Here is a 26438-nt window from a genome sequence, read left to right on the forward strand (position 1 = left end):
ACTAGGATGTTTTTTCCACCCGAATCCGCACTGATTTGCTGATTGGGGTCTGGCTGCGGTCGGCAAACTGGTGGATTGGGATCAAAGGATTGGTCTCCGGAAAGTAGGCTGCCACATCTCCCCTCGGGATCGCATAGCTAATTACCCTGAAATTGGGTGCCCGTCGAACTTCATCTCCGTAAGTGCTGCTTAAGTGTACTACCTCCTGTTCCGCAATACCGAGCTCTTGCATGTCCTCAGGATTCATTAGAAGCACACGTCTTTCATTGTAGATGCCCCGGTAGCGATCGTCGAGCCCGTAGATGGTGGTGTTGAATTGATCGTGGGAACGAATGGTCATCAGGAGGAATTCATCGGGCGCTAAACCGTGATCCGGCAACGTATTGACTGTGAATTTTGCCCGACCCCCGGGGAGTTTACTAAAGTCGCCTGCTCGGGCATTATTCGGCAGATCATACCCTTTACCTTTTGAGCGTTCCGAGGTATTGGAAAAACCTTTGGCGACCAGATCAATATATTTTCGAATCAATCCGTAATCCTGTGCGCATTGCAGCCAGGGAACTGAATGCTGCGCCCCAAAGTGCCGGGCGCCCAGTTCTGCGATTAATTCTGGTTCACTTTTAAGGTTGCCGGCGGCCGGTTTGAGTACGCCCCGTGTACGGCTAACCCGTCCCATGCTATTTTCTGTGGTCAGGTAGTGCCCCTCCCCTTTTCCTTCCTTTTCGCTTCGCCCCAGCGTAGGCAAGATTAAGGCTGTTTTCCCGGTAACCAGGTGGCTGCGATTAAGTTTGGTACTCACCTGGACGGTAAGCTCGCATTCTTCCAGGGCAGCAGCCGTAAAATCCGTATCCGAGGCCGCTTTCAGGAAGTTACCCCCGAGAGCCATAAAGATTTTTACCTTCCCGGCGTGCATGGCTTCGATAGATTCTACGACATCCCAGCCTTTTTTGTCCGGGGAAACAAATCCCAGATGTTTTTCGATGCGCTCATTAAGCGCCGCATCCACAAAATGCTGTATTCCAACAGAGCGATCCCCCTGAACATTACTATGTCCGCGTACCGGGCAGGTTCCTGCATTGGGTTTTCCTATGGACCCCTTGGCCAGAAGCAGATTCACGTATTCCCGAATGGTTTCCACCCCATTCTTGTGTTGGGTAAGCCCCATGGCCCAACAGATAATAATATTCTCGCTTTCCGCAAGCATTTGAATGGCGGCTTCAATTTCTTTGGAGGAAAGCCCTGTACGGGATAACAAATCCTCGGAATCATAGGAATCAAGATCCGCTTCTAACTCCTGGAATCCCAGTGTTTTGTTTGTGATGAACTCCCGGTCAAGAACTCCGGCTCCTCCCCTTTCCCTTTCCAGCAGTCCTTTGAGTAATAGCTTTACAAGGGGAATGTCCTGATTGATCTTTACGGGAAGATGTAAATCCGTTAAGGGGGTTCCTCCCCCTATTAATCCGTTAGGCCGCTGTGGGTTTTTAAATCGAATCAACCCGGCTTCTTCCAGGGGGTTGATGCTGATGATTTTCCCACCATTTTCCTTGCATTTCTCCAGGGCGGAAAGCATACGCGGGTGATTCGTGCCCGGGTTCTGACCGGCGACAATCACCAGATCGGCCCCATAGAGGTCGTCCAGGGTTACGCTACCCTTTCCTATACCCAGGGTTTCTGAAAGGGCCACTCCACTTGATTCATGGCACATGTTAGAGCAATCCGGCAGGTTGTTGGTCCCGAGGGCACGGGCAAAGGTCCCGTAGAGAAAGGCAGCCTCATTGCTGGATCGTCCTGAAGTATAGAAAACTGCTTGATTCGGATCGGTTAGTGCTACCAGGTGGTCACTGATTAGTGAAAGGGCATCCTCCCAGCTTATCGGTTCGTAGTGAAGCGAATCCGAATGCAGTACCATGGGCTCCACAAGCCTACCCAATTTGTTGATTTCATAATCGGTTAGATGGGATAGCTCTTCCACAGAATAGCGTGAAAACAACGCAGCATCGGCCTGGGTAAGGGTCGCCTCATCGGCCAGGGCTTTGGCACCATTCTCACAGAATTCCCCGAGTTTCGATGGACTATCAGGATCGGGCCAGGCACAGCTCGGGCAATCGAAACCCTCTTGTTGATTCATTTTGGCAAGAGCCTGGAAGGGCCGGAACAATCCCATTTCCCGAAAGCTGTGTTCCAGGGTTTTTCCAATAGCGGGTAATCCTGCTGCGAAGTCTTTTGGGGCACTTACCCGTAAATTACCTAATTCCTCCGGGCCTCGTGCCGAAACATTCCTTTTAATGATCTCGCGTTTGGAAAATGGCATTTACAGGGATTTCGGGTTGGGGTATTGGTCTTCTTGCAGGGCGGGATCCCGATCGAGGCAAACAAAGTCTTTTTCGACAAGCAGGTGTAGGGATTCATTATCCTCCAAAGCCATAGCGGCCTCAAATCCGACCTGCTGGTTTTCTGCCCAGGATTTTCCCTGGGTTTCCGGAAGTAAGAGGGTAATGCCGCCCGCTGTACGTTTGGCCGTGAGGTCTGAGATATCCGGGTGAAGTTCAAGGGCGTAATGGAAATTACCACCTGGTATGCGGGTTTCCCCTGCCACCCTTCCTGTACTGGCGAGTTTGCTGACTTCAGACTTTCGCAGTCGGAGCCGAATCGAATTCCCTTCTATTCTCAGTTTCATTTCCTTGGAATTATCCCTTTGGATTTTCATTAAATATACAACAATTGAAGGGGTAAATTGCTCCTTGCTTCCTCCCGAATTAACCTATCTTTGCAGCTTATTTCCAATATGCAAGAGCGGTCAAATAATATTGAATTCATAGCCCTGATGGCCGCCCTGATGTCGATCGTGGCCCTGGCCCTGGACGCCTTGCTCCCGGCCCTGGATATTATCGGGCTGGCTATTGGCAACACCGACCCAACCAACAATCAATTACTGATTACCCTGTTTTTTCTGGGTATGGGGACTGGACCATTGCTTTTCGGGCCCCTATCCGATAGCCTGGGGAGAAAACCCATTGTCTATGCAGGATTCGTATTCTTTCTAATCTCCAGTTTTATCTGTGTGGTTGCCGAATCCCTGGAACTGATGATTATCGGAAGGATCCTTCAAGGGATTTCGCTTTCCGCACCCCGCACCATTAGCATTGCCATGATCCGTGACCGTTTTAGCGGGGATTACATGGCGCGCATTATGTCCTTTGTGACCGTAGTGTTTATCCTGGTTCCCATAATAGCCCCGGCTTTTGGAAAATTGGTGTTGGATACCCTGGGTTGGGAAGCCATCTTTTATGTCCAGGTAATCTTTAGTCTGATCGTGGGATTTTGGTTTTGGAAAAGACAACCGGAAACCCTACCGGAACCCCGACGCTCTTCCTTTAAATGGAAGAAGATCTGGTCGGGATTCCTTGAAATTGTGGGCTATCGGCGTACTATGATTTTTACCTTTATCTGGGGCCTGGTAACCGGATCCTTTCTGGTATACCTCAGTACGTCCCAGCAAATCTTTGAGGTGCAGTATCGCCTGCCGGATTTGTTCCCGTATTTGTTTGCCGGATTGGCACTTACGGTGGGCGCCTCTACCCTGCTCAATGGGAATCTGGTGCTGCGCTTTGGGATGCGCCGTCTTATCGGGTGGGCTTTGCTGGTGTATACCTTAAATCCGCTGGTGTACTCCCTGGTATTTTCAGGTGGAAGTAATCCGCATATCGCCTGGCTCATGCTATTTCTGGGTATTCAGTTTTTCTCGGTAGGCTTCCTTTTTGGGAATCTGCGTTCTATGGCGATGGAGCCCCTGGGTCACATCGCGGGGATCGGCGCAGCAATCACCGGGTTTTTAGCAACGGTAATGTCTGTACCTATCAGCGCTTGGATTGGTAAGTACGTGATAAACTCCGCTTTGCCGCTTTTTCTTGGCTTTTTAATTTGTGGAATGCTGGCGGTTGTTGCCATGGGTTACAGCAATTACAGATACCGGCAGGAAAATGATTAATAATTCGTGACCTAATCCTATTTTTGGTGTCTTACCAATAGGGCTTCCCGGCCCAAAATTTCGCTCGCTATGTGTATCTTTGAAAAAATGCTCTCCCTATGTTAATTTGGGTACTCTTCATTGCCCTTGTATGTGTGTTTCTGGCCCTTGATCTGGGTGTTTTCCATAAGAATGACCACGTAATTAAATCAAAGGAAGCGGCAACATGGACGGCCGTTTGGGTTACTATTGCCCTGGCGTTCAGCGGAGTGATTTACTGGCTTTTTTCTGACGGATTGGTGGAGAATCCCACCGGACTAACGCCGGGAACCGCAGTGCTCAAATACGTTACCGGTTATCTTATAGAACTCTCACTGAGTATCGATAATGTCTTTGTGATTGCGGTAATTTTTTCCTCCTTCGCCATTCCTCCAATATATCAGCACAGGGTACTGTTTTGGGGTATTTTGGGAGCGATTATTTTTAGAGGATTAATGATTCTGTTCGGGGTTACCCTGATCAATCGGTTTGATTGGATCATTTATGTCTTTGGGGTTTTCCTGCTCTACACCGCATTTAAAATGATCAAGAGTGCCGACCACGATTTTAATCCGCAAAATTCCTTTGTATTTCGCCAGCTCAAAAAGGTGTTTCCAATAACTGCTAAACTCAATGGCCACGACTTTTTTGTCAGGCGTATGGGAGTTAAGGCTGCCACTCCCCTTTTCGTAGCTCTGATAGTCATAGAACTGACCGATATTATGTTTGCCCTGGACAGTATCCCGGCTATCCTGGCAATTACCGCGGATCCCTTTATCGTTTTCAGTTCCAATATCCTGGCTATTCTGGGATTGCGGTCCATGTATTTTTTGATCTCGCGCATGCTGGCCAAGTTCCGATATATCAATTACAGCCTGGTAATTATCCTGGCCTTTGTAGGGCTTAAAATGCTCTTCTCGCATTACGTTCATCTCCCGGAATGGGTCTCCCTCTCAGTGATTGTGATCGCTTTGGGCGCAGGTATTATTGCCTCCCTAATGATTCCGGAAAAATCTACTGATTAAGAGGTCTAGAAAAGCGTTTTTCCTCTTGGAAATCCTTTCCCGTCTGGTTATCTTTAAACAAAGAACTTTGCATGGATATCAACTTTGAATACGATCATGTTAAAGCGAGTGACCGCCTGGAAATACTGGCGGCAAAACGCCTTCAAAAACTCACTGACAAATACGACTTTGTCGTACGAAGCGATGTTTTCTTTTCTCATGAGAAGACCAGCGACCCGGAAACCGGGAAGATCTGTAAAATTCGTTTAAGCTTACCCGGACCACGGCTGTTTGCAGAGTCCAGCAAGAAGGAATATGAAATGGCTATTGCGGAAGCTGCTGACGAATTGGAGCGCCAGTTGAGAAAGCGAAAGGAAAAGATGAATCGCCGCTAAGTGCTTCCTAGTAATCCCAGTCGTCCAGGGGATCTTCGAATTTTAAATCCGCCATTACTTTAGACCATTCCTCCGTAAAGGGGGTGGTATATAATTCTTTACGCAGGCGGCGCTTAAGCCTTTCCGAAACGGGAAGGGTGTCGATTATGGCCGAGCGAAAGCGTATGAGTTCCTGCCGCTCTTTCTTCCATTGTTTACGCTGTTCTGAAGTGGCTACAAAATCGGCTTCATAGCGCTCTAAAACCGTCTTGTATTTTACGTAAAGGGAATCCGACTTCAGGGTTTTCCCTGCGGTCTGTCCTACCAGTTCTGAGGGAAACAGGGACAACAGGAAAATCAACAAACCCCAAAGAATTGGGCGTAAGGTTTTCATAATCAATAGTGTTCTTCCCAAATGTACTCAGCACAAGGGAAATAAAAGAGCCGTGAGGAAGGTTGCTACCGATTAATCAGGCGGTTCGTCGAATTCTTAACAGCAGATTATGGATAAAACTGGCCAGACGATTTCCCAGGGGAAAATAAAGCGCAAAGAACAGGGTCATGGCCAGTGCAAAATTGCGGATCCCCAAATTGGAATCGATCAAGTTGCCGGGATAGGCGTAGGAGGTCTCCAGGGCATAGCCACCCAACTCCAGGATTCCCATAAATAAAAGACCATAGGCATATTGCTGGAAGAAGGTATAGGGTCTTAACAAAATTGATATGGGTACCATATACAGCAGGTAAACCGTGATTATCTGCCACCAGTATTCAAAACGGGCTATTTCGAGTACCTGCCCTACTTCGTTCATAATCATACCCATGAGCCCATAAAGCACCAAATACACCAACCATAGCGAGACCGGGGTAGCCATTAAAGGGTGAAAGAATTTTGAGAAGGTATTACCCAATGAATTGCTGCTTATGACTCCTTTGCTTTGAGCTTGTTGTCGATCAGGTGTAAGGCATCCGTCACCGTTTGCATCTGCTGCATTTCGGTATCCTCAAGGCGAATATCGTATTGGTCTTCGATATCCAGAACCAAATCTACCAGATGGGAGGAATTAATATTCAATTCACTAATCAGGTTACTATCTGGTTGAAGGGAGTCCAAACTAACGTCTTCCGGAAGGTATGGGGCTATTAATTCGCGAAGGGTATTGTAATGTGGGTGATCTTTCATTTTCTAAAAATAAGACATGCGTTGACATCCCCGAAACCAAAACTCGCTTTAGCAATAACCTTGGGAGTAGCGGCCTCGGTTTTAAGAGGAATGCAGTTCGAATCGATTAATTCCAGGACTTCGGGGTGGGTATCTTCAGCATTGTTATTTCCATAGATACATTCCTCCTGGAACTGTAACAGGGCCGCCACGCATTCCATACTCCCGGAGGCAGCCAATCCATGTCCCAAAGCGTCTTTAAAGGAGTTGATTTTGGGAAAGCTCTTCCCATAAAGTTCCAGGGCGAGGGTCCAGGCCCTGATTTCATCGGGATCCCGGCGTGTAGCGGTTAAATGCCCGTTGATTGCGTCAATTTCTTCGGGTGAAATTTTGGCTTGAGCAATGGCTTCGCGAATACAGCGAATAATACCTTCGGGGTTTGCTGCGGTCATGCTTCCCCCTTGTCGCTGTCCACCGCTATTTACGGCTCCACCAATAACTTCCCCGTAGATTCTGGCTCCCCGCTCCAAAGCACTTTCCCGGGACTCCAGCAATACGGCACCGGCACCGCTTCCAGGCACAAACCCGCTTGCACTTGCAGACAACGGGCGGCTGGAAGCTTCGGGTTTATCCGGGCTGGCTGAGGATAATATGCGCATCCCATCGAACCCGGCCCAGGCATAGGCCCCGCTATCATTACAACTACCTGCGAGCATACGGTTGGCCTGCCCGGAAGCAATTCGTTCCGCGGCCAGATAAATGGCCTCTGTACCCGTAGCACAGGCCGAAGAATTGGCGCTGACCTGATTGGCACAACCTAATTTTCCGGATAACCAGGCACTGACGCCACTGGTCATGGTTTGTGGTACCGCCGTACTCCCCAAGCGTCTTGTTTTACCCTGATCGATGAGCTGGATTGCTTCCCGGAACTTTTCACTTCCGAGTAAACCCGTGCCAAAAATAATCCCGGTATCCCAATCCGGTGCTTCGCCCACAGGCTCAGGCAGCGAAGCATCCTCCCAGGCTTGCATTCCAGCGATTGCCCCATAAATAAGTCCGGAAGCCTTTAGGTTGCGTTGCTCTAAAGGGGTAAAGTACTTTGAGATGGTTTCCTGACTAACCTGAGGTTGGGCAGCCAACAAGCAACTAAACCCGTAGTCGGCCAATTCAGGATGAAACCGTATTCCGCTTTTACCGGCCCGCATGGCGCTGGAAAATTCCTCCAGGCCAATGCCATTCGGAGCGCAAATCCCCATACCTGTTATGACCACCCGCTTCCTCATATCCCACGCATTCCGGCAAGTGTGCCTTTACAAATCAGTTCCCCCTTTTCATTCTCCATCTTTACTTTAACCTTAAGCTTGCCAAAACGAAAGTATTCTTTTTGTGCGCTTACCCGGACCTTTGTTCCGGGATATACAGGGCTAAAGAACTCCATGTCGCTCGCCACCAGGGCAAATGCCTGATTGGTTTCAGTTTTTTGCGCTTCGTGCGCCATTGTGGAAAGGTAAATCCCAAAACAGGCCAGCCCGATCTGTGCGCAGCATTCAATGAGGATCACACCGGGAGTAACGGGATGGTCCTGAAAATGGCTTTCGTAGAAATTCAAACCCTTGTGGAAGTGAAATTCCCCGGAAATTTGCTCACTATCTATGGCCAGGATCTCGTCTGCAAAAAGAAAACCATCGCCATAAGGGAGTTGTTTAATCAGGTATTCCAGGGATTGCTCCATAGGCTCGTCTTAACTGAGACTTTCTCCCCCGTCAACAGCGATAACATTGCCTGTAATCCACGCTGCTTCAGGTAAACTGAGCAAGTATGTGGCATTGGCTACATCTTCAGGAAGGGTCAGTCGTTTGTTTGGATTCCGTTTTTTGGCATACTCCATGAGTTTTTCTGCACCCGGGATCATCCTTAGCGATTCAGTATCGGTAACTCCCGCTTGTACGCAGTTGGCCCGAATGCCCCTGGGAGCTAGCTCTACAGCCATTTGTCGAATCATGGCTTCCAGAGCGGCTTTGGCCACTGCAACCGGTCCATAGCCTGGCATTACCCGCGAACTCCCTTCGCTGGTGAAGGCAATAATACGGCAATCGGAAGCAAGGCATCCCGCTTCCAGCAAGGCTACCACCCAATCCTGTAAAACAAAGGCCATGGCTTCTGATGTAATCCGCAAGTCGGCCGAGCTGAGGCTGTCCATTTTACCCAGATTCCCGCGAGCAATGCTGAATACAATAACGCCTATGCCGCTTTCCTTGACGGTATCTGGCAAGCCTTGGATAAATGACTCACGCGAAGCGGCTTTGAAAGCATCCATTTGATACATTTCCAGTGCAGTTCCATTTGCTTGTAAAGCTGTTGCCTTAGCGGTAATACCATCGAGATCTGAGCGTCGGTCCCGGTGGATTGCCAATACCGGGTAGCCTTCCCGGCAAAATTTTTCGACACACCCCCACCCAAGGCCTTTGCTTCCACCTAGAATTAGCACATGTGGTTTCTTCTGGCCATTCATACTGTCAGACTTGGTTTTGAATCGTTTCAGGTACTAAATCAATCAAAATGCGCTGCGCCGTAAAGCCGGGGCCAAAGCTAAGCATCAGGCCAAGGCCAGGTTGGGCGTCCGGATCCCGCAGGAATTCCTCCAATACGTATAGTACGGTTGCGCTACTCATATTGCCATATTCCTGCAAAACATAAGCTGTTTTATCCAGGTTTGCCGGACCTTCCTTAAATACAGCGTCGGTGGCTTCAATAATCTTACGCCCCCCGGGGTGGAATATCAGGTGCTTTAATTCATCCTGGCGCGTTCCTGCCTGCTCTAAAAACGGATTCAGCAAGGCCTCGAAATGGTCCGTAATAGTTTGAGGGACATCTGGGGAAAGGATCATTTTTAGTCCGTGATTAGTCAGGTCAAAACCCATAAGATCTGTGGCTTTCGGAAAATGGTACATTCCATCCGTAAGGATTTCCGTTCCCCTGGCCTCCTCTTCAGAAGAAAGCAAGACACAACTGGCCCCATCCCCAAACAAAGCTGCGCTGACGATATTGGCCATAGAACGGTCCGTGTGCTGAAAGGTAGCAGAAGGACATTCCACCGCTACTACGGCCGCCCTACTTCCCGGGTGAGCCTGTAAAAACCTTCTGGCGTAAATCAATCCAGATATACCCGCGGCACAACCCATTTCGGTAACGGGCAGGCGGATAATATCCTGAGGCAACCCAACCCGGTTTACCAAATAGGCGTCCAGGGAAGGGATCATAATTCCGGTACAGCTAACCGATATAATGATATCTATACTATTAGGATCCCAGTTCGAGTCGTTCAGGGCCGTGCGCAAGGCGCGTTCCCCAAGTTCTACTGCAGCGCTGGCATATTCCCTGTTTTTTTCTTCAAAACTAGTTTGGGTAAAAACATCGGCAATGTCCATAATACCGAACCGTCGCCGCACCCCGGCACCCTGAAAGATCTTCTCTGCTTTGCGCTGCTTTCTGCGATCTTCATCCCTGAGCCACTCCATGAGACTGGGCATAATTTCCTCCGTAGTGCGCGCATACCTGGGCAGGGCTTTCCTGGCCGAAATAATCCGAACTTTATTCATAGCATTTATTGTGCTTCAAGCGTCATTACCCAGCGAAATGCCCACTTCCAATGTAAGCTGGATTGGTTGAGTGGTAGCGATTTAGCAATCTTCAGGAGTTCTTCCCTGCGCCAACCCCTGCGCACCGAAACAGCGCCGTCGTATCGTGCCGTTGAAGTCTTTATAAAAATAGGGCCAAAAAGTGTAAATAAATAATAGGCAGCACCATGACGATGCAAGTCGTTGATCACAATACCCATCGCTCCTGCCTCCATCCAGGTTTTTAAAATGGATCCCACGGCTTCCGTATTAAAATGATGCAAGAACAGGTTGCAGGTAATGAGGCAGTTATCTGGTAATTTCCCCGGTTTTAAGACATCCTGAAGCTCATAGGCAATCTCAGGATAATCCTTTTCGTGCTCTCGGGCCAGGGCCAGACTTTTTGGATTGTTGTCCCAGCCGATCAGATGAATGCGCCGTTGGTTTTTTCGGCAATAATCGGCAACTACCCTCAAAAACGACCCGTCTCCACAGCCCATATCAATTATCGTGGTAATTGAAGGCGTCATCATTTTTTTAAGTGCCTTAAGGCTGCTATTGTGCCCGCCCAAAAATGTATTTACGCGTTCTAAGTCCCTGTAGGCATTTCGTAGTTCCGTGCAGTCCAATTCCGGATTATCCATTAATTCCGGGATATCAACGCGATGTTTAAAGGTTAACAACAGGTTATTGTTTTGAGATTTGTTCAATGCGATTAACGGGAATAACGCGCCCCTGGGTCTGCGCAATAACTTTTTCAAGTAGTCCGGGCAGGAGCCGTGTTGTGGAAATCCCCAGACGTAAGCCCTGTGGTTTGGTTACCAAGGACTGTAGTGTTTTTCCCCACCTCAGACGCCGGTTAAAGGTACGGTGCCAGTTAGACTGGTAAACACGAGATAGTTCGTCAAAATCAAAATCCTGCTTATTGAATTGATCGGCAATGGCCTGCGCGGCCATATATCCGGCATGTATGGCCATGGCCATACCATTGCCACAAAGCGGGTGGATGAGTTGAGCCGCATCTCCACAATAAAGAACATTCTTTTGAACTAAATCCTTTTGTCCGAAAGCGATCTCAGCAATGGACAGTGGCTTCTGAAAGGATGGTTTGGCTCCCTGTAAAAGTAGTTTCAATTTAGGATTCCCGGCTATGGACGCCTCCAAAGCCGTATCCGGATCTCCATAGATGCGGAATTGGTTTTGGTCCAGCAGCATGCAATAATTCAAAGCACCTGTCTCCGTTAATGAACATCCTCCGTATCCCCCCGGAATAGTGTACAGCCCAACGGTGTCCGCTGGAAAATCTACACCCTCATAATGCATCTTCAGGCCCATCCAGGGAGATTTTTTGCGTAAGAACTCCCGATTGGTCTGCCGATCCATAAGACTGCGCTTGCCCCAGCAGCCCAGGGCGATACGAGCGCTGATCCTGCCAGCGCCAGTGACTATTTCTATGCCCTTATCCTCGGGCAAGAGTGCCGTAGCCTTAGTATGTAAAATTTCGACTCCATTTTGCCGGGCTACTTCCATCATACGGAAATCCAGGGCATAGCGGCTTATGCCAATACCCTCAAGCGGGAGGTTACAGTGGGCTTCCTTCCCAAAGAGCCCCACCAGATTAAATCTTTTGATTGTTTGAGCATCCTGAAGCGGAACACCTAGCGCTTTCAGAAGGGGTACTACTTCCCCTGATAGGTATTCGCCACACACCTTGTGCCTTGGGTATTCATGTCGTTCAATAACGAGGGTGGTGATTCCCGCTTTACCGAGCGCAATAGCCGCTGTTAAGCCAGCAAGCCCACCTCCAATAACTGCAACCTGGTACTCCTGCATTGGCATAAGTTACGCCTAAGCACAAAAAAATCCCGGACTTGCCGGGATTTTCATTTTTTCAGGTACAGGAAAACTATCCTTTGGTTTGCTCTTTAGCTTCTTCTTTCAAGGCGTCACTTGCAATGATACCTAATTCCACACGACGGTTTTTCGCCTTTCCTTCTGTGGTGCTGTTATCTGCCCTGGGTTGAGCTTCACCATACCATTTTACTGTAAAACGCGAGGCATCAACCCCCTGGGAAATCAGATAATCCGCCACCGATTGCGCACGGCGTCGACTCAAATCCATATTGTATTCCTCGCTTCCTGCACTATCGGTATGACCTTCTACCAGTATAATGGTTTTTGGATACTCTTCAAACACACCTGCAAGGCGGTTAAGCGTCTCGGCTGAAGTCCCCTGGACCTCGTCGCGGTTAGTGTCAAAATACACCCCGGCGTCTTCGGTGAAGGTAACATTGATCCCCTCGCCTACTCGGGTAACTTCGGCCCCTGGCACCTCTTCTTCGATACGTTCGGCCTGGCGATCCATACGGTCCCCGATATATCCACCGGCAACTCCACCGACAACCCCGCCAATAATAGCGCCGAGTACGGTATTTCCTTTCCCGACATTGTTCCCGATAACGCCTCCTATGGCGGCGCCTCCGGCCGTACCGATTACAGCACCTTTCTGCTTGTTATTTGCATTTTGGACCGCGCCACATCCCAGCGCCAAACTTGCTACAAGCAGGAGGCTAAGCCCTTTATATATAATTGATTTCATTTTATTGATTTTTGGTGTAGTGATAGATAATACGGATAGGCTCCCCGTCTACCTGGACATTGGAGGCCATTTTCATTTCGCTCGCCGACAGAGATTCGATAACCAGGCTATACCCCTGCCCCGTAATATCCTTTAGTTTTTCGTCGATAAATTTGAATTGAAACCGGGATTTGTAATTGGCTTCAGGACTTTGTATGGACCAGCGGAAGAAGCGATCTCCTCCCTGACAAAGACTACCCTGCTTTATAGTATAGCGTCCGGTACTGTTGTTGTCGCGGAAAAACCACTGACTGTCTTCAAAGCAAATGGCATTGGCATCTCCGAAGAGGAGGGCATCGAAAGATCCCTGATTATTTTCATAGGTAATGTCCGTGAGGGTCCATGTACCGCTGAGCAGGTTGCGCTGTGCCCTTACATCCTTGGAAATGGAGCAAGAGGTCAACAGTAGCATTATTCCCGCCATAAGCATAATGGCTCGATTCATAAGTGTTGATTTAAGGTTCTATCTATTTACGTATTGGAAACGCAATTAGTTTATAGGTCACCCGATTTTCGATGAAGAACACGGAACTTGTTGTTCCGTTCGTCTGGAAGGGTTATCGAAGGATTAGTAGGCCAGTAACTCCGTTAATGCCCCACGCAATCGTGCTTTGGGCAGGTATCCGGCTTCCAGATTACCCGCGAAGGGCACTGGGGTTTCCAGGGAAGCTACCCGACGGATAGGCGCATCCAGGGATTCGAAACAGTGTTCCGCAATCAGCGCCGATAGATCCGAGGTTATCCCCCCAAATAGGCTGTCCTCCTGAAGAAGCAGCACTTTACCACAACGGCGTACAGAGTGGAATACCGTATCGATATCTAAGGGGCAAAGGGTACGCAAATCAATTAAGTCCACATCGGTAAGTTCCAGTTCGTCCAGGGCTTCCATGGCCCAGTGCACTCCTGCTCCGTAAGTGATCAGACTAAGGCGATTGCCTTCCCGGATACGGGCGGCCTGACCAAGCGGGATGGTATAATAGGCTTCGGCTACCTGGCCATAAAGGGATCGGTACAATCCTTTGTGCTCAAAAAACAACACCGGGTTCGGGTCCTCAATTGACGCTGTAAGCAATCCCTTGGCATCGGCGGGAAAGGCTGGGTAAACTACTTTAAGACCAGGGGTTTTGGTAAACCAGGCCTCATTGGTTTGAGAATGGAAGGGCCCGGCCCCTACTCCGGCGCCACAGGGCATTCGGATAACCACGTCTGCTTGTTGATTCCAACGATAGTGGGACTTGGCCAAATAGTTTACGATCGGATTGAACCCGGAGGTAACAAAATCCCCGAATTGCATTTCAACAACCGCTTTCATACTATTGATAGACAGGCCCATGGCCGCAGAAACCACCGCCGACTCGCAAATGGGCGTGTTGCGCACACGCGCTTTGCCGAAAGCGTCTACAAAACCTTCTGTAACTTTGAATACTCCGCCGTATTCCGCGACATCCTGACCCATGATCACCAGGTTTTCATGGCGTTCCATAGCCTGGCGTAGTCCCTGAGAAACAGCGTCTACAAAACGTATTTCGGCCGCATTACCTGCAGGATGGATTTCCTGTATATCAAAGCTTCGATAAACATCCCCGAGTTCCTGCTCCTCAGAAAACTCAACCGCATCATAACTCCCAACAGTATCCAGGGAATCCTGAATACGCTCGGTAAATTCCTTACGGGTTCGCACTTCAAGAATATCACTCAAAACACCGGTTTCCTTGAGGAATTTTTCATAGTTCTCAACCGGATCGCGCTCTGCCCAGGCCTCCATTAATTCGTCTGGCACGTACTTGGTCCCGCTGGCCTCTTCGTGCCCACGCATGCGGAAGGTTTTGAACTCCAGGAGAACAGGACGTGGCTTTTCCCGCATTGAGGCTGCCAATTCGCTCACCTTTTGATATACCTCAAGGATATTGTTTCCGTCAATAATATGAGCCTCCATACCATAGCCAGCTCCACGATCGGCCAGGTTTTCACAGTTATATTGTTCTGAGGTTGGCGTTGAGAGTCCATACCCATTGTTCTCAATGCAGAACAATACCGGCAACTGCCAGACTGAGGCAATATTCAGGGCTTCGTGGAAATCCCCCTCGCTCGTACCTCCTTCTCCGGTAAAAACAGCCGTAACTTTTTTTCGCTTTTGGAGCAGATCCGCTAATGCAATACCATCGGCAACACCCAATTGGGGTCCCAGGTGCGAGATCATACCCACAATGCGATAATCCTGTGTTCCAAAGTGAAAGCTTCGATCACGGCCTTTGGTAAACCCTTCGGCCTTGCCCTGCCATTGCGCGAAAAGCCGGGTAAGTGGAATATCACGGCCTGTGAATACCCCGAGATTCCGGTGCATCGGAAGAATGTATTCATCCGGCTCCAAACTTGCGGTAACCCCTGCGGCTATGGCTTCCTGCCCAATACCACTAAACCACTTGGAAACCTTGCCCTGACGAAGCAGGATCAGCATTTTTTCCTCGATCATCCTGGGAAGCAACATGCGCTGGTAGAGCGACAACAAAGTATCTTTTGGGAATTCGTAAGGGGTATAATCCATTGTTTTTGGTCTAATGGGCCAGGCTGTATTCGCGTATTCAAATCTAAGGAATCGGCTAGAAGCAGGCTATTATTTTCTTACTTTTGAGGGAGTAAGTTTTCCACCTATGAATAAGATACCCAGCGTAGATTTAAAGCTATTCACTTCCGGCAATCCTGAGGACAAAGCCCGCTTTGTCAGGGAAATTGGCGAAGCCTTCGAGAATATCGGATTTGTTGCTCTTAGCGGGCATTTCCTCTCTGATGAATTGGTCGAACGTCTTTACGACTCGGTCAAGCGCTTTTTTGCCTTACCGGAGGAGGTTAAAAAGAAATATGAGATTCCCGGAATCGCAGGACAGCGGGGATATACTTCTTTCGGGAAGGAACATGCAAAAGGCCGCACCGCCGGAGATCTCAAGGAATTCTGGCATTTTGGGCAGTATGTGGAGGACGATCCGGAATTAGCGGCTACCTATCCTGAGAATGTAACCGTAACCGAGGTCCCGGAATTTAACGAGGCGGGAAGGGAAACCTACCAAATGCTTGAAAAGACAGCACAATACGTACTTCGGGCCCTGGCCTTACGCCTGTCTCTCGAGGAGCATTATTTCGATAACTACATACACAACGGCAATTCCATATTACGGCCAATCCACTACCCTCCTATTGAATCTGAACCCAAGGATGCAGTGCGCGCTGCGGCCCACGGGGACATCAATCTGATCACCTTATTAATGGGTGCACACGGAAAGGGCCTCCAAGTCCAAAACCACGAAGGTGCCTGGATCGATGCTATTGCCCGTCCGGATCAATTGATGATCAATGTCGGGGACATGTTATCACGCCTTTCTAACAATCGCCTGAAATCGACGATACACCGCGTTGTAAACCCTCCGAGGGAACTTTGGGGCACTTCCCGGTATTCCATCCCCTTTTTCATGCATCCCATCAGCGAGATGCCACTGAATTGCCTGGAACACTGCATAGATGAAGATAATCCCAGGTTATTCGAGGATATCACTGCCGGAGCCTACCTACAGGAGCGTCTGGTGGAATTAGGACTTACCAAAAAGTAACCCTGCACCACTATGGATCTATCCGATCAGCTAAAGAACTTGTTTCCCGATCATGTCCCAGAAGCGTCTTCAGAAGAGACCGAGGACAAAGGGCCGGATTTCTGGATGCAGGAGGATCCCATCCAATGCAAATTTGAGAAACGCAACGGCCGTATAGTAACGGTTTTGGCTGGGTATACTGGCGCTACTTCCGATTTTAAGAAACTCAGCCGGGAGTTGAAGAAGGAATTAGGGGTTGGAGGCTCCTTTAAAAACGAAGAAATCATTATTCAGGGTGATTATCGTGACCGGATTATGGAATGGCTTCAAAAACAGGGCTTTCGGGTGAAACGAGTTGGAGGTTAGTGCGAGTTCTCGTGTTAATTTTTTTTGTTTTAATCGACGAAATGTTATTTTTAAAGGTCAAACCCCTAACGTCTTCATCCGATGAGTTCCCAATTACACATTACTAACGGGGATGCTTTTACCCAAAGGTTAGAACAGCTTAAGTTTAAAGGGGACGTTATCACGTGGCGTGAGATGCTGTGTGAGGGGAAGACGGAGACCAATGTGGGGAGTGAAACGTTTTGGAAAACGCGTTTTGAATTCCTCCACAAAAACTACAAGGTTTCCAAATCCTGGTTCATCGAAAAAACATTAAAGGAATATCGCTCACTCTGTAATCACAAGCAGCAGGAGGAGATCATTCTTTGGTTTGAGTACGACCTGTTTTGCCAGATAAATATGTTGGCGGTCATTAGTTGGCTCAAAACCCACCGCCGTCATGCCCGTATTACACTGGTATGCAGTGGATACCAGCGCGATTCAGACGTATTGTTGGGACTGGGAGAATTAGAAAATGATGAGATTCGGGAATTGTTCGAAAGCCGGCTGGAATTGTCCCAGGACGATATCGAGTACGCCGATTACGTGTGGCAATTGTATTGCAGTGATAATCCGATTCGTCTGGAAAACCTAACCGATTACGAAAATTATCAATTCGAATATCTGAAGCCAGCTATTGAAGCGCATTTACGGCGGTTTCCCTCTATCCGCAATGGCCTGAACGAAATGGAACATCGTATTCTGGCTATCGCAGAAAGAGATAAGCCCGCGTCGAAGAAAGCGCTTATTGGCCAGGTCCTTAGGAATCAGGGCTGGTATGGTTACGGGGATTCCCAGTATCAGCGTATGCTTACGAACCTTAGACCGTTATTTCAATCCTATAAACCGGCAAGACTTACGCAAAAAGGGAAGCAAGTGCTGGAGAATAGAACAAGCTTCTATTCCGAGCTGCGAAATCCCGAATCCTACCTGGGGGGCGCCCTGAAATATAATTTCCTCTACAATACCGAGGCCAATCGCATCTTAAAGTTATAGTATGCCGCTCGGGCCTTCCGAACTCATTCTCCGTTCCGATCAATCCATCTATCATCTCGCGTTGCACCCTGGAGATCTGGCTGACACCGTTTTTCTTGTGGGAGATCCGGCGCGTGTTCCCTTAGTATCCAGACACTTTGATACGGTTGAATTAACGAAGACCAATCGGGAATTCGTAACCCATACTGGAACCCTGACCGGGAAGCGAATCAGTGTACTCTCGACAGGTATGGGAGCAGGTAATATTGATATTGCCCTCAATGAGATCGACGCGCTATTTAATATTGATTTTGAAACCCGGGAAATCCAGAAGGAGCTGCGCTCTATCAGGCTCATTCGCTTGGGGACTTCTGGGGGAATACAAAGAGATTTGCCTTTAGACAGTATTGTCCGGACCGACTGGGCTATAGGTTTCGACGGGCTGCTTAACTTCTATGATCAATCAGCGGCTGCCAGGACCAACATGATCTCAAGTACCTCGGTAATAAACGCTTTTAACGCCCATGTTGAGCAAGCAAAATGGATGCCTGAATGCTATGCCTTTGCTGGAGACTCAGGACTAATGAAGCAGTACGATGACCCCGATATAGCCTCCGGGATTACGACCACCCAACCCGGATTTTATGCGCCGCAACAACGTATGCTTCGCCTGAATCCCAGGAATCCAAACCTGATGCACGCTTTGGAAACTTTTCGCTTTGGTGAAAGTCAAATCCTGAATATGGAGATGGAAACCGCCTGCATCTATGGGATGGCGCATTTGCTCGGACACCAACCCTTGTCTATTAGCGCCATCCTGGCTAATCGGATAACCGGGGCGTTTTCAAAGAATCCGGAACAAACGATTAATCGGCTTATTGAGACCGCTCTTTCAAAATTTGCAACCTAATACTGTGGATCAAATACGCGTAATCGGAGTTCCCGAACATTTTAATTACCCCTGGCAGCTGGCCCTGGACGATGGTGCTTTTGCCAAACAGGGGATCGACCTTCAATGGACCGATATCCCGGAAGGCAGTGGTAGAATGAGTAAAATGCTCGCCGATGGGGAAGCCGACCTGGCGATTATCCTCACGGATGGCCTGCTCAAAGCAGTAGCCGACGGCCTGGACGCAAAAATTGTCCAGTTATACGTGGCCTCCCCCCTGCTCTGGGGAATTCATGTTGGGTCTGATAGTCCATATAAAAGCCTTGAAGATCTCCGGGGAACGAAGGCGGCGATTAGCCGTTTTGGAAGCGGTAGCCACTTGATGGCGTACGTAAATGCTTCTCAGCAAGATTGGTCTGAAGCAGATCTACAGTTCGAAGTGGTAAATACCTTAGACGGTGCGGTGTCGGCACTTACTGATGCTACCGCGGATTACTTCCTTTGGGAACGCTTTACCACCCAACCCCTGGTAGATCAGCAGATTTTCAGACGCATTGGGGTGTGCCCCACACCCTGGCCCTGTTTTGTAATCGCCGGACGAAGCGAATTTTTGGACGGGAATCGTCCTTTGGTCCAGTCTGTTCTGCGGATAATCAATACCTATACGGAAGAATTTTTGGAGATCCCGAGTATTGACCGAACCCTTTCCAATACCTATGGGCAAGAATTGGAAGCCATCCGCGAATGGATGAAGCTCACATCCTGGAGCCAGCAGCAAATTTCTACAGCAGCACTGCAGCAAGCCATCGCAATCCTCGACCAGCTTAATTTGTTGAAGAAACGCCTGAGTCCGGAGGATTTGCTGGCATAAACATAAACTACCAGTCTATTGGGGCTTGCCCTTTGGATAGGAGGATTTCATTAGACTTACTAAAGTGCTTGTTTCCAAACCAATAACCTCGATTTGCACTTAAGGGGGAAGGATGGCCTGAGTGCAGCAAATGATGCCGACTGGCATCAATAAGGGAAGCCTTTTTTCTCGCAAACCCTCCCCATAACAAAAAGATAATCCCGTCCTGTGATGCCGATATCTTTTTAATCACCGCATCCGTAAAGCGCTCCCATCCCTTGCCCTGATGACTTCCTGCATTTCCCGCACGAACGGTAAGGGTGGCATTCAACAGCAAGACACCCTGTTGGGCCCAACGCTCCAGGTTACCACTTTTAGGATAGTCAGCGCCCACATCGGTTTGCAATTCCTTAAATATATTGATCAGGGAAGGTGGATGGGCTATTCCGTCCTGCACGGAAAAGCATAATCCATGGGCTTGGCCGGGTCCGTGATAGGGGTCCTGACCAATAATTACCGCTTTCAGATTCTCCGGCTGGGTATGGGCAAAAGCCGCAAAGATGTCCTTCCCCCTGGGGTAACATTGGTGATTCCGGTATTCATTTCGCACGAAATCGGCGAGTTCTGCAAAGTAAGGCGCATCGAATTCCTCCTGTAGTAAGGGTTTCCAGGATTCAGAAATGGTAACATCCATGGTCGGGTCAGAATAAAATCTAAAATAAGCATTGAAGCCAAACCTTGGTAATGCGTAACTTTGCGGCCATGGCTTCACGATTCAGGCAGGTGAGTAAGAAAACCCTTGAGGATCTCGAATTCTCAAGGATACTGGACATTGTATCTGGTTATTGCCGTACACTGCCTGGAAAAGAACTGGCAAAGGGACTGAGTCCCTATCGAAGTGAAAAAGCCTTACGGGCGGCCCTCGATCAGACGGCGGAGTATTTAAGCTCCTTTGAAAATGAGAATCGAATTCCAGCCCACCAGTTCGATCCTATAGATGATGCGTTGGAATTATTACCTATTTCCAATAGTATTCTCGAGGTCGATGCTTTTCGCCGACTGCAGTCATTGACCGCAACGGTTCGAACGCATCAGCGCTTTTTTGAGAAATTTCAGGAATACTACCCCCAGTTGCTACAGCTGCTTTCCCGGGTAACGCACCAACAGGATATCGAAGATCAGATCAGTGCGATTATCGATAAACACGGGGAAATTCGCAACGATGCATCAGATACCCTGGCTACCTTGCGCAAACAACTGGCCCGGGCGCGATCTGAGCTGCAGAAAAGTTTTAATTCGGCCTTAAGTCGCTATCTGCAAGCAGATTTTCTGGATGATATCCGGGAATCCCTAGTGGAAAACCGAAGGGTACTTGCCGTCAAGGCCATGCATAGGCGTAAGGTCAAGGGCAATGTCCTTGGCACCTCCAAAACAGGTAGCATCGTATATATCGAACCCGAGACTACCATGCGCCTCTTACAGGAAGTCCAGCATTTGGAATTGGAAGAAACTGAGGAGATTCGCAGGATTCTGCGGCAATTGGGGGAAACGTTACGACCGTATACGGAAGAGCTGGCTGCCTATCAGGAAGTGATGACCGAAGTAGACGTCTGCGCGGCCAAAGCTGGGTATGCGCGCGTGATCAACGGAATCCTTCCGGAGATCAATGAAAACAAAAGGCTATTCCTCAGAGACGCTTACCATCCCCTACTCCTGGAAAGCAATCGCAAAAGCGGGAAAAAGACCTGGCCGCAAACCGTAGAATTGCACGCCGAGAATCGGATCATTGTGATTTCCGGACCCAATGCCGGTGGGAAGAGCATTACCTTAAAAACTATAGGTCTTTTACAACTCATGCTGCAGGCGGGAATCTTAATCCCCGTCCATGAGCGTTCCAGTTGCTGTTTATTTGGTCAGGTCCTCACCGATATTGGGGATAATCAATCTATAGAAAATCACCTGAGCACCTATTCCTATCGCCTCAAAAACATGAATCGCTTCCTGCGCAAATGCGATGCCGAGACCTTGTTTCTGATCGATGAGTTCGGAACCGGGAGTGATCCTGAATTGGGCGGTGCGCTTGCCGAAACCTTCCTGGAGAATTTTTATGAGCAAGAAGCCTATGGAGTAATCACCACCCACTATGCCAACCTAAAGGCGCTGGCCGATGAATTACCGCATGCCACCAATGCAAACATGTTATTTGATTCCCGTACCCTGGAACCTACCTTTCAGCTGGAATTGGGCCAACCCGGGAGCTCCTTTACTTTTGAGGTTGCCCAGAAAAATGGCATCCCTTACAGTCTGATCAATAAGGCCAAGAAAAAGGTTAGCCGTGGGAAAGTGCGCTTTGACGCCAGTATTGCCAAACTACAGAAGGAACGCACGAACCTTGGGCGTACGGAAGACCGCTTACAGGAGGAAGAAACGAAGGCCAAGGCCGAAGCGGAACGCCTGGAAGTACTCAATGAAAAAATCCAGGCCAAACTCAGCAGCTACCAGGAACTCTACGACTATAACCAGCGAATGATTCACCTGGGAACCAAAGTCGACAAAGCAGCCGAATCCTATTTCCAAAGCAAGAAGAAACGCCCGTTGATCTCAGAGCTCCTGCGTATTGTGGAGACCGAGAATAGTAAACGCAAGAAGCAATCCGCAAAAACGCAGCAGGCCGAACGCAAGAAAAAGGAACAGGCCAGCAAAGCTGCTGAACAGGAAGTTGCCAAAATCCGACGGAAGAAAAAGGTCGAAAAAACACGGGAAGCCAAAAAGGAAAAACCGAAACCCCGTCCCATCTTAAAGGTGGGCGATCGTGTACGCCTGCAGGATAGCAAAAGCGTTGGTAGCATTGACAAAATCGAAAAAGGACGCGCCCTTGTCAATTATGGCATCTTCACCACCGAGGCGAGCCTGGACCAATTGGAATTGGTAGAGGCCGGGAAATAGCCACCCCCGGTAATAGTCCCAACGCTCCCTCCTGACTCAATTTCTGGCTCGTGCCATCATCCCTTTTAATTTTTCGAGTGCCTTCTCATTGCGTTCGGTGTATTTCTGGATATTCTCAGGCGTTGGATTGGCCAGGACTTCCTCCAGAAAAGGGATTTGCGCGAAAGAGAAATTAGGGGTTGCCTGGTCTTCCGCCTGCATAATGGCTTGCATTTGCTTTAGTTTATCCGCGGTATTTCCCTTATCCAAACCGTATTGCTGCATCATTTGCTGGGAAGGTGTCCGTGAAGCCGCAGAAGTATTATCCCCGCTCACAGAAATTGCGTTTATATCGAAGTATTCCGGTTCAAAATTTGGATCCAATGTGGACATATGGTCCTGCATGCGATTCAACAGCAATTGCATTTTGCTCAGTTCAAGGGCAAGCTCATTGGTGTTGAGACCCACTGCTGTATTGATATAGGATACCATTTCTGGACCGTTATACTCCTCCCAGGCAACCCCGATTATTCGTTTGTAATCATTAAGGCGTAGCGCCCCGGCTGGAACCGCTATGGCCAGCCCATCCCCATTGCCCGATGGCAGGATGAAGTCTCCCTTATTAACTGTCCCCAATACCTTTACGGGAACCTGGCCAATAAAGGCAACTTGCTTAAACAGGTGTTCCTGTCCGCTGCTGGGCATTGCTCCGGAAACGATCGGATTTCTGGAAATTACCATGAACCTGTCTGCTTCCGTGAAGCGTGTGGAAATCTCACCGGCACGCACGCCTACAACTTCGCCAAAGGTGAGACTCTCTTTAGGATCTGCTTTTCGGAGCCATTCTGCGTAGTCTGCCCCGCCGGATTCAAATGCTACCCCTACGTTAGTATCGTGATAATCGATGTACAATGAAAGCTGAACACCCTGAACGATAAGTGAAAGAAAAGACCAGGCAGCGTCGTCACAATCCCCTAAAACAGCTAGCCCTCCGATACATGCCCCTAAATTCCACCCGAACGTGGCTGAAGCCTCCAGTAAATCGATGTACTCAATCAGCAGATTAAACCCGTAATCATTATTTAGATAAATATCGAAGGCATCGGGCGCTGGCGCTGGTGGCGCTGTATCGTCGTCTTCCTGTTCTTTGGCCTCGTCTACATCTGGCTCATTGGAAAACAAAACCTCCAGAATAAAATTCTGACTGACATCGGTTAAGGCCTGAAAACCTTCAATCCTCCCGACGGGAGTACCATTTCCATCCCAAAAGGATACAAAATTGGTTGTGCGCTCAGGATTTCTATCATTGAGCTCAATGGCCATTCCGTGATCGCTGCCTGTAATTCGCAACGGATAGGCATCAATATCGGATTGATTGCTTGTGGCCATTGGGGCCTCTATGGTCACACGGCCATTGAAATTGGATTCCTCAAAGGCCGTAAAGGTTTGTACCCGGGTGTCTTGTTGAACGATAAGATCCCCGGACAAAAGGGCCTGACTCTCATTATTTACATAAAAATCGTTGTTCAGATTGGTTACCCCGTCTGCAATCAGATTTCTATGTCGGACATAGGGCACATACGTCAGGGGTTGGCTGCTGAATGGAATGAAATTCTGACCTCCCTGTATATCGATATCCACCTGCAGTGTTTTTGGACCATCCCAGTTGATTAATTCAAAAACAACAATGCTCTCAGCCGTTTGTTCTCCCTGCCCTATGGTGAGGCTAATGGTGCCATAGGCATCTGTTCGTGTAGGCTGGATTTCCTGAAATGTAATATCCCCTGTAGCCTCTAAAATGCTAAAGCGGACCGTAATGTCCCGCTCCGGGACACTGTTTGCAGGAACATCAACTCCCGGAATCTCGCCAGGATTATTATCTACCAGCACGGCCTGGTATGTTATCCCCTCGACCTGACCCTGCAGGGCAAAGCCGAAGAGTAGCAGTAGCGTAAATAGTATTTTATGTTTCATATCAATAGCGATTAAAAGCACAATTGCAGCCGGGTAGTAAAATGGAAATCCCCAGCCCTATCTGATGTACATTGATGTTTAGTTGTTCGTTGTCCTGCGGGGTGGAATTTGTGAGTGAGAAACTGCGCCCGTAGGTATATGTGAGGTTTAATGCTGCCTTATTCGAAATGGGATAGCGCAATCCTATACCAATTCTCGGCACCAAAAGCATATTTTCAAATTCGTCTTCGCCTGAGAGATTGAACACCTGATTATTCAAGGTCTGTGTCCCGCGAAGCAGGTATTCCAATGAAATACTGGATCGTAAATAAAATCGGAATGCCCGTTGCTGGAAGAATTCATAACTGAGTCCCGCATCCATTCCAACGTAGGTTACATCCCATTCAAAGTAGTTGTCGAGCAGCGGATCACTACCGATTGCTCCATAATTTCGAATACTTCCTCCCAGCTGAATTCCTAAGCCATCTTTTTTCAGCAGGAAAGTGTGTCCTGCAGACAAATATTGGGTTGCTTTCGAATTGAGGTTCTCTAGCGTACCCCCTGATGAATTGGAATAGGCAAAGGAGGATATGGCCTGCCCAATTTCTGCATACAATTCCTGTGCGGAAGCCCCGTACATGCAGAACACAAAACAAAGCGTAAGGATTAGCCGTCTCACAATTTTATCAATTGTCGGGTTACAGCTTTGCGATCTGAAATGAGCTTTATAAAATATGTGCCCTGAGAGAGATTTAGCAAAGGAATACTTAGCTGGGCATCTGTTTCATACTCGCGGTCGTAGATCAAGCGCCCAGACATGTCGAATAATTGCATCTGTACCGGAGTCTCAAGGCCTTGTTCCATTCGGGCCACCACCCCATTTACAAAAGGGTTAGGCCAAATAACAGCCTCCAGACCATTTGGGTCACCACCCAGTAGTATCACCGGCAAGGACTGGATATAGCCCTGGCGCAGCTGTGATTGACCATTGGAAAACGTAGCAATGACACTACCTTGTCCGACGCTTTGAAGCAGGAAGTAGTTTACCCCTCCTACAGCGATTGTGGTACTGTAGCCTGCACTGGCTAGGGTAAATCGTTTGGCTTCCTGACCTAAGGTCGTCAGAGGTATCAGAAAAAGTAGGAATCTAAGCGTTTTCACAGTTGTTGCTTTAGAACAACCGGCATCAAGTTGTTGAATCTACAACTACCTGAACGGCCGGTTGCCTGTAATTCAAAGAATTAACTAAACAAGAATTAAAGCTTGGAAACTCGATAGGTGAGTTCGACCACCTGATCGCCATCACCATTCGAAAAGGTCAGTTGGAATTCTTGAGCGCCCGAAATAGAGGACAGGGAAATAGTAGTGGATTCTTCGCCCATGTCCTCTACAAAGTCACCCCCATCAAATTCTAACAGATCTCCTGCTACCACGATGGAGGCACTATTTACGTTGTCTGGCCCCACAGTAAAGGTCACTGTTCCAATGATCTGAGAATCGTTCTCAGTTACGGAGATGTTATTTGCCTGGTCTGCGGACCACATTTCTCGTGAATCAGACGTTGTCCCGATATTAAGAGAGGCATCGATCTCCCCATAAATTTCCAACGCGTCGTTCCCTTCGCCTGAAATATCCGTGGCACGGATTTTAACCAATTCAACTCGGTACTGTGCATCAGGGTCTGGAGTCGGTACCTCTTCGTCCTCGTCCTTACTACAAGAAGCAGTTACAATCAGAAGAACTAATAAGAACATTCTGGCTAAAAGGTAATTGGAATCTTTACGGTTTTTGAAGTAAGCAATTGTTTTCATAATTGAAATAGTTTTATTGATTCAACTCCTCAAAACTATTTGCAACTACAGCCCGCACCTAATTTCGTCCATGGACAAAGTATGGACAGTCATTTTATTTTTTGTAAAAACAAACCATGGACAGACTAAGTACGAACTAATAATTAATTCCCTTTATTACATTGATATACAACATTTTAAATAAATACTATCAAAGACAGATTGGATGTATGACATGGACAAATTCAGTGATCCATGAATTTTTCAATTCCAGCAGCTCCTTCCTTTTA

28 protein-coding genes are annotated in these 26438 nt (G+C 48.4%); 9 read left to right on the forward strand and 19 right to left on the reverse strand.

From position 1 onward, the window contains the following. Position 1: 1 nt before the first annotated feature. Both BM318_RS09380 and BM318_RS09385 read right to left on the reverse strand, forming a co-directional pair. Positions 2-2311: an FdhF/YdeP family oxidoreductase gene (locus BM318_RS09380; RefSeq protein WP_092982362.1), complete on the reverse strand. Its 2310-nt coding sequence runs from the start codon at positions 2309-2311 to the stop codon at positions 2-4. Then, positions 2312-2677, reverse strand: a complete 366-nt coding sequence (locus tag BM318_RS09385) for a DUF7009 family protein (RefSeq protein WP_143099954.1) — start codon at positions 2675-2677, stop codon at positions 2312-2314. A gap of 108 nt (positions 2678-2785) precedes the next feature. Here BM318_RS09385 and BM318_RS09390 point away from each other — a divergent pair, with 108 nt between their 5' ends. The 3 genes from BM318_RS09390 (at position 2786) to hpf (ending at position 5405) form a co-directional block, all read left to right on the forward strand. Continuing rightward, the gene (locus BM318_RS09390; RefSeq protein ID WP_092982364.1) at positions 2786-3988 is read left to right on the forward strand and encodes a multidrug effflux MFS transporter; all 1203 of its coding nucleotides are present in this window, start codon (positions 2786-2788) and stop codon (positions 3986-3988) included. A gap of 98 nt (positions 3989-4086) precedes the next feature. Further along, positions 4087-5031: a TerC family protein gene (locus BM318_RS09395; RefSeq protein ID WP_092982365.1), complete on the forward strand. Its 945-nt coding sequence runs from the start codon at positions 4087-4089 to the stop codon at positions 5029-5031. Positions 5032-5102: 71 nt separating this feature from the next. Next, on the forward strand, positions 5103-5405 hold the full coding sequence (gene hpf, locus BM318_RS09400) for a ribosome hibernation-promoting factor, HPF/YfiA family (protein ID WP_092982366.1): 303 nt from the start codon (positions 5103-5105) through the stop codon (positions 5403-5405). 7 nt (positions 5406-5412) lie between these two features. Here hpf and BM318_RS09405 read toward each other — a convergent pair whose 3' ends face one another. From BM318_RS09405 to BM318_RS09460, 12 genes are all read right to left on the reverse strand, one after another. Continuing rightward, positions 5413-5778 carry a hypothetical protein gene (locus BM318_RS09405; protein ID WP_092982367.1) on the reverse strand — a complete coding sequence of 122 codons (366 nt, stop codon included), beginning with the start codon at positions 5776-5778 and terminating at the stop codon, positions 5413-5415. 76 nt (positions 5779-5854) lie between these two features. Then, positions 5855-6259 (reverse strand): hypothetical protein, encoded by a 405-nt coding sequence (locus BM318_RS09410; protein WP_143099955.1) that lies wholly within the window; start codon positions 6257-6259, stop codon positions 5855-5857. Between the two features lie 47 nt (positions 6260-6306). Further along, the gene (locus BM318_RS09415; RefSeq protein ID WP_092982369.1) at positions 6307-6567 is read right to left on the reverse strand and encodes an acyl carrier protein; all 261 of its coding nucleotides are present in this window, start codon (positions 6565-6567) and stop codon (positions 6307-6309) included. Further along, complete coding sequence (locus BM318_RS09420) at positions 6564-7829, reverse strand: beta-ketoacyl-[acyl-carrier-protein] synthase family protein (protein WP_092982370.1); 1266 nt, start codon at positions 7827-7829, stop codon at positions 6564-6566. The genes BM318_RS09415 and BM318_RS09420 overlap by 4 nt, the downstream gene beginning before the upstream one ends. Then, a complete protein-coding gene (locus BM318_RS09425) occupies positions 7826-8278 on the reverse strand; it encodes a 3-hydroxyacyl-ACP dehydratase FabZ family protein (protein WP_092982371.1) in 453 nt (150 codons plus the stop codon). Before BM318_RS09425 ends, BM318_RS09420 begins: the two co-directional genes overlap by 4 nt. Before the next feature lie 9 nt (positions 8279-8287). Then, positions 8288-9058: an SDR family oxidoreductase gene (locus BM318_RS09430; protein WP_092982372.1), complete on the reverse strand. Its 771-nt coding sequence runs from the start codon at positions 9056-9058 to the stop codon at positions 8288-8290. A 4-nt stretch (positions 9059-9062) separates the two neighbouring features. Then, positions 9063-10145, reverse strand: coding sequence for a type III polyketide synthase (locus BM318_RS09435; protein WP_092982373.1), 1083 nt, complete (start codon positions 10143-10145; stop codon positions 9063-9065). 5 nt (positions 10146-10150) lie between these two features. After that, a complete protein-coding gene (locus BM318_RS09440) occupies positions 10151-10846 on the reverse strand; it encodes a methyltransferase domain-containing protein (protein WP_143099956.1) in 696 nt (231 codons plus the stop codon). A 4-nt stretch (positions 10847-10850) separates the two neighbouring features. Beyond that, positions 10851-11996: an NAD(P)/FAD-dependent oxidoreductase gene (locus tag BM318_RS09445; RefSeq protein ID WP_177218289.1), complete on the reverse strand. Its 1146-nt coding sequence runs from the start codon at positions 11994-11996 to the stop codon at positions 10851-10853. A 73-nt stretch (positions 11997-12069) separates the two neighbouring features. Next, positions 12070-12762, reverse strand: coding sequence for a YiaD family glycine zipper/OmpA-like lipoprotein (locus BM318_RS09450; RefSeq protein WP_092982376.1), 693 nt, complete (start codon positions 12760-12762; stop codon positions 12070-12072). 1 nt (position 12763) lies between these two features. After that, positions 12764-13246: a lipocalin-like domain-containing protein gene (locus BM318_RS09455; protein WP_092982377.1), complete on the reverse strand. Its 483-nt coding sequence runs from the start codon at positions 13244-13246 to the stop codon at positions 12764-12766. Between the two features lie 123 nt (positions 13247-13369). Next, positions 13370-15346 carry an alpha-ketoacid dehydrogenase subunit alpha/beta gene (locus BM318_RS09460; protein ID WP_245759797.1) on the reverse strand — a complete coding sequence of 659 codons (1977 nt, stop codon included), beginning with the start codon at positions 15344-15346 and terminating at the stop codon, positions 13370-13372. A 106-nt stretch (positions 15347-15452) separates the two neighbouring features. Here BM318_RS09460 and BM318_RS09465 point away from each other — a divergent pair, with 106 nt between their 5' ends. From BM318_RS09465 to BM318_RS09485, 5 genes are all read left to right on the forward strand, one after another. After that, positions 15453-16403, forward strand: a complete 951-nt coding sequence (locus BM318_RS09465) for an isopenicillin N synthase family dioxygenase (protein WP_092983476.1) — start codon at positions 15453-15455, stop codon at positions 16401-16403. 12 nt (positions 16404-16415) lie between these two features. Next, positions 16416-16748: a translation initiation factor gene (locus BM318_RS09470; RefSeq protein WP_092982379.1), complete on the forward strand. Its 333-nt coding sequence runs from the start codon at positions 16416-16418 to the stop codon at positions 16746-16748. A gap of 81 nt (positions 16749-16829) precedes the next feature. After that, positions 16830-17762: a DUF1835 domain-containing protein gene (locus BM318_RS09475; protein WP_092982380.1), complete on the forward strand. Its 933-nt coding sequence runs from the start codon at positions 16830-16832 to the stop codon at positions 17760-17762. A gap of 1 nt (position 17763) precedes the next feature. Beyond that, positions 17764-18651: a nucleoside phosphorylase gene (locus tag BM318_RS09480; RefSeq protein WP_092982381.1), complete on the forward strand. Its 888-nt coding sequence runs from the start codon at positions 17764-17766 to the stop codon at positions 18649-18651. A gap of 4 nt (positions 18652-18655) precedes the next feature. Beyond that, positions 18656-19501: a substrate-binding domain-containing protein gene (locus BM318_RS09485; RefSeq protein WP_092982382.1), complete on the forward strand. Its 846-nt coding sequence runs from the start codon at positions 18656-18658 to the stop codon at positions 19499-19501. A 7-nt stretch (positions 19502-19508) separates the two neighbouring features. Here the strand turns inward: BM318_RS09485 and ung are convergent, their stop codons facing one another. Next, positions 19509-20174: a uracil-DNA glycosylase gene (ung, locus tag BM318_RS09490; protein WP_092982383.1), complete on the reverse strand. Its 666-nt coding sequence runs from the start codon at positions 20172-20174 to the stop codon at positions 19509-19511. Positions 20175-20224: 50 nt separating this feature from the next. On the opposite strand from ung, the gene BM318_RS09495 reads away from it, so the two are divergent. Continuing rightward, positions 20225-22426, forward strand: coding sequence for an endonuclease MutS2 (locus BM318_RS09495; protein ID WP_245759798.1), 2202 nt, complete (start codon positions 20225-20227; stop codon positions 22424-22426). Positions 22427-22462: 36 nt separating this feature from the next. On the opposite strand, the gene BM318_RS09500 is transcribed toward BM318_RS09495, so the two are convergent. The 4 genes from BM318_RS09500 to BM318_RS09515 form a co-directional block, all read right to left on the reverse strand. Beyond that, positions 22463-24379 carry a hypothetical protein gene (locus BM318_RS09500; protein ID WP_092982385.1) on the reverse strand — a complete coding sequence of 639 codons (1917 nt, stop codon included), beginning with the start codon at positions 24377-24379 and terminating at the stop codon, positions 22463-22465. A 1-nt stretch (position 24380) separates the two neighbouring features. Beyond that, positions 24381-25037: an outer membrane beta-barrel protein gene (locus BM318_RS09505; RefSeq protein ID WP_143099957.1), complete on the reverse strand. Its 657-nt coding sequence runs from the start codon at positions 25035-25037 to the stop codon at positions 24381-24383. After that, the gene (locus BM318_RS09510) at positions 25034-25519 is read right to left on the reverse strand and encodes a T9SS type A sorting domain-containing protein (protein WP_092982387.1); all 486 of its coding nucleotides are present in this window, start codon (positions 25517-25519) and stop codon (positions 25034-25036) included. The genes BM318_RS09505 and BM318_RS09510 overlap by 4 nt, the downstream gene beginning before the upstream one ends. Before the next feature lie 95 nt (positions 25520-25614). After that, a complete protein-coding gene (locus tag BM318_RS09515) occupies positions 25615-26112 on the reverse strand; it encodes a hypothetical protein (RefSeq protein ID WP_143099958.1) in 498 nt (165 codons plus the stop codon). Positions 26113-26438 lie beyond the last annotated feature (326 nt).

Origin of the sequence: Robiginitalea myxolifaciens, from assembly GCF_900115205.1 — a bacterium.
Lineage (GTDB): Bacteria > Bacteroidota > Bacteroidia > Flavobacteriales > Flavobacteriaceae > Robiginitalea > Robiginitalea myxolifaciens.

What these genes read in the sequence shown, in the direction of transcription:
- BM318_RS09425 (WP_092982371.1), bottom strand. Translation starts at nt 8,278, where the DNA reads ATGGAGCAATCCCTGGAATACCTGATTAAACAACTCCCTTATGGCGAT.
- BM318_RS09450 (WP_092982376.1), bottom strand. Translation starts at nt 12,762, where the DNA reads ATGAAATCAATTATATATAAAGGGCTTAGCCTCCTGCTTGTAGCAAGT.
- BM318_RS09405 (WP_092982367.1), bottom strand. Translation starts at nt 5,778, where the DNA reads ATGAAAACCTTACGCCCAATTCTTTGGGGTTTGTTGATTTTCCTGTTG.
- BM318_RS09420 (WP_092982370.1), bottom strand. Translation starts at nt 7,829, where the DNA reads ATGAGGAAGCGGGTGGTCATAACAGGTATGGGGATTTGCGCTCCGAAT.
- BM318_RS09435 (WP_092982373.1), bottom strand. Translation starts at nt 10,145, where the DNA reads ATGAATAAAGTTCGGATTATTTCGGCCAGGAAAGCCCTGCCCAGGTAT.
- hpf (WP_092982366.1), top strand. Translation starts at nt 5,103, where the DNA reads ATGGATATCAACTTTGAATACGATCATGTTAAAGCGAGTGACCGCCTG.
- BM318_RS09430 (WP_092982372.1), bottom strand. Translation starts at nt 9,058, where the DNA reads ATGAATGGCCAGAAGAAACCACATGTGCTAATTCTAGGTGGAAGCAAA.
- BM318_RS09455 (WP_092982377.1), bottom strand. Translation starts at nt 13,246, where the DNA reads ATGAATCGAGCCATTATGCTTATGGCGGGAATAATGCTACTGTTGACC.
- ung (WP_092982383.1), bottom strand. Translation starts at nt 20,174, where the DNA reads ATGGATGTTACCATTTCTGAATCCTGGAAACCCTTACTACAGGAGGAA.
- BM318_RS09465 (WP_092983476.1), top strand. Translation starts at nt 15,453, where the DNA reads ATGAATAAGATACCCAGCGTAGATTTAAAGCTATTCACTTCCGGCAAT.
- BM318_RS09495 (WP_245759798.1), top strand. Translation starts at nt 20,225, where the DNA reads ATGCGTAACTTTGCGGCCATGGCTTCACGATTCAGGCAGGTGAGTAAG.
- BM318_RS09395 (WP_092982365.1), top strand. Translation starts at nt 4,087, where the DNA reads ATGTTAATTTGGGTACTCTTCATTGCCCTTGTATGTGTGTTTCTGGCC.
- BM318_RS09380 (WP_092982362.1), bottom strand. Translation starts at nt 2,311, where the DNA reads ATGCCATTTTCCAAACGCGAGATCATTAAAAGGAATGTTTCGGCACGA.
- BM318_RS09390 (WP_092982364.1), top strand. Translation starts at nt 2,786, where the DNA reads ATGCAAGAGCGGTCAAATAATATTGAATTCATAGCCCTGATGGCCGCC.
- BM318_RS09385 (WP_143099954.1), bottom strand. Translation starts at nt 2,677, where the DNA reads ATGAAACTGAGAATAGAAGGGAATTCGATTCGGCTCCGACTGCGAAAG.
- BM318_RS09480 (WP_092982381.1), top strand. Translation starts at nt 17,764, where the DNA reads ATGCCGCTCGGGCCTTCCGAACTCATTCTCCGTTCCGATCAATCCATC.
- BM318_RS09460 (WP_245759797.1), bottom strand. Translation starts at nt 15,346, where the DNA reads ATGGATTATACCCCTTACGAATTCCCAAAAGATACTTTGTTGTCGCTC.
- BM318_RS09470 (WP_092982379.1), top strand. Translation starts at nt 16,416, where the DNA reads ATGGATCTATCCGATCAGCTAAAGAACTTGTTTCCCGATCATGTCCCA.
- BM318_RS09475 (WP_092982380.1), top strand. Translation starts at nt 16,830, where the DNA reads ATGAGTTCCCAATTACACATTACTAACGGGGATGCTTTTACCCAAAGG.
- BM318_RS09410 (WP_143099955.1), bottom strand. Translation starts at nt 6,259, where the DNA reads ATGGCTACCCCGGTCTCGCTATGGTTGGTGTATTTGGTGCTTTATGGG.
- BM318_RS09500 (WP_092982385.1), bottom strand. Translation starts at nt 24,379, where the DNA reads ATGAAACATAAAATACTATTTACGCTACTGCTACTCTTCGGCTTTGCC.
- BM318_RS09515 (WP_143099958.1), bottom strand. Translation starts at nt 26,112, where the DNA reads ATGTTCTTATTAGTTCTTCTGATTGTAACTGCTTCTTGTAGTAAGGAC.
- BM318_RS09445 (WP_177218289.1), bottom strand. Translation starts at nt 11,996, where the DNA reads ATGCAGGAGTACCAGGTTGCAGTTATTGGAGGTGGGCTTGCTGGCTTA.
- BM318_RS09415 (WP_092982369.1), bottom strand. Translation starts at nt 6,567, where the DNA reads ATGAAAGATCACCCACATTACAATACCCTTCGCGAATTAATAGCCCCA.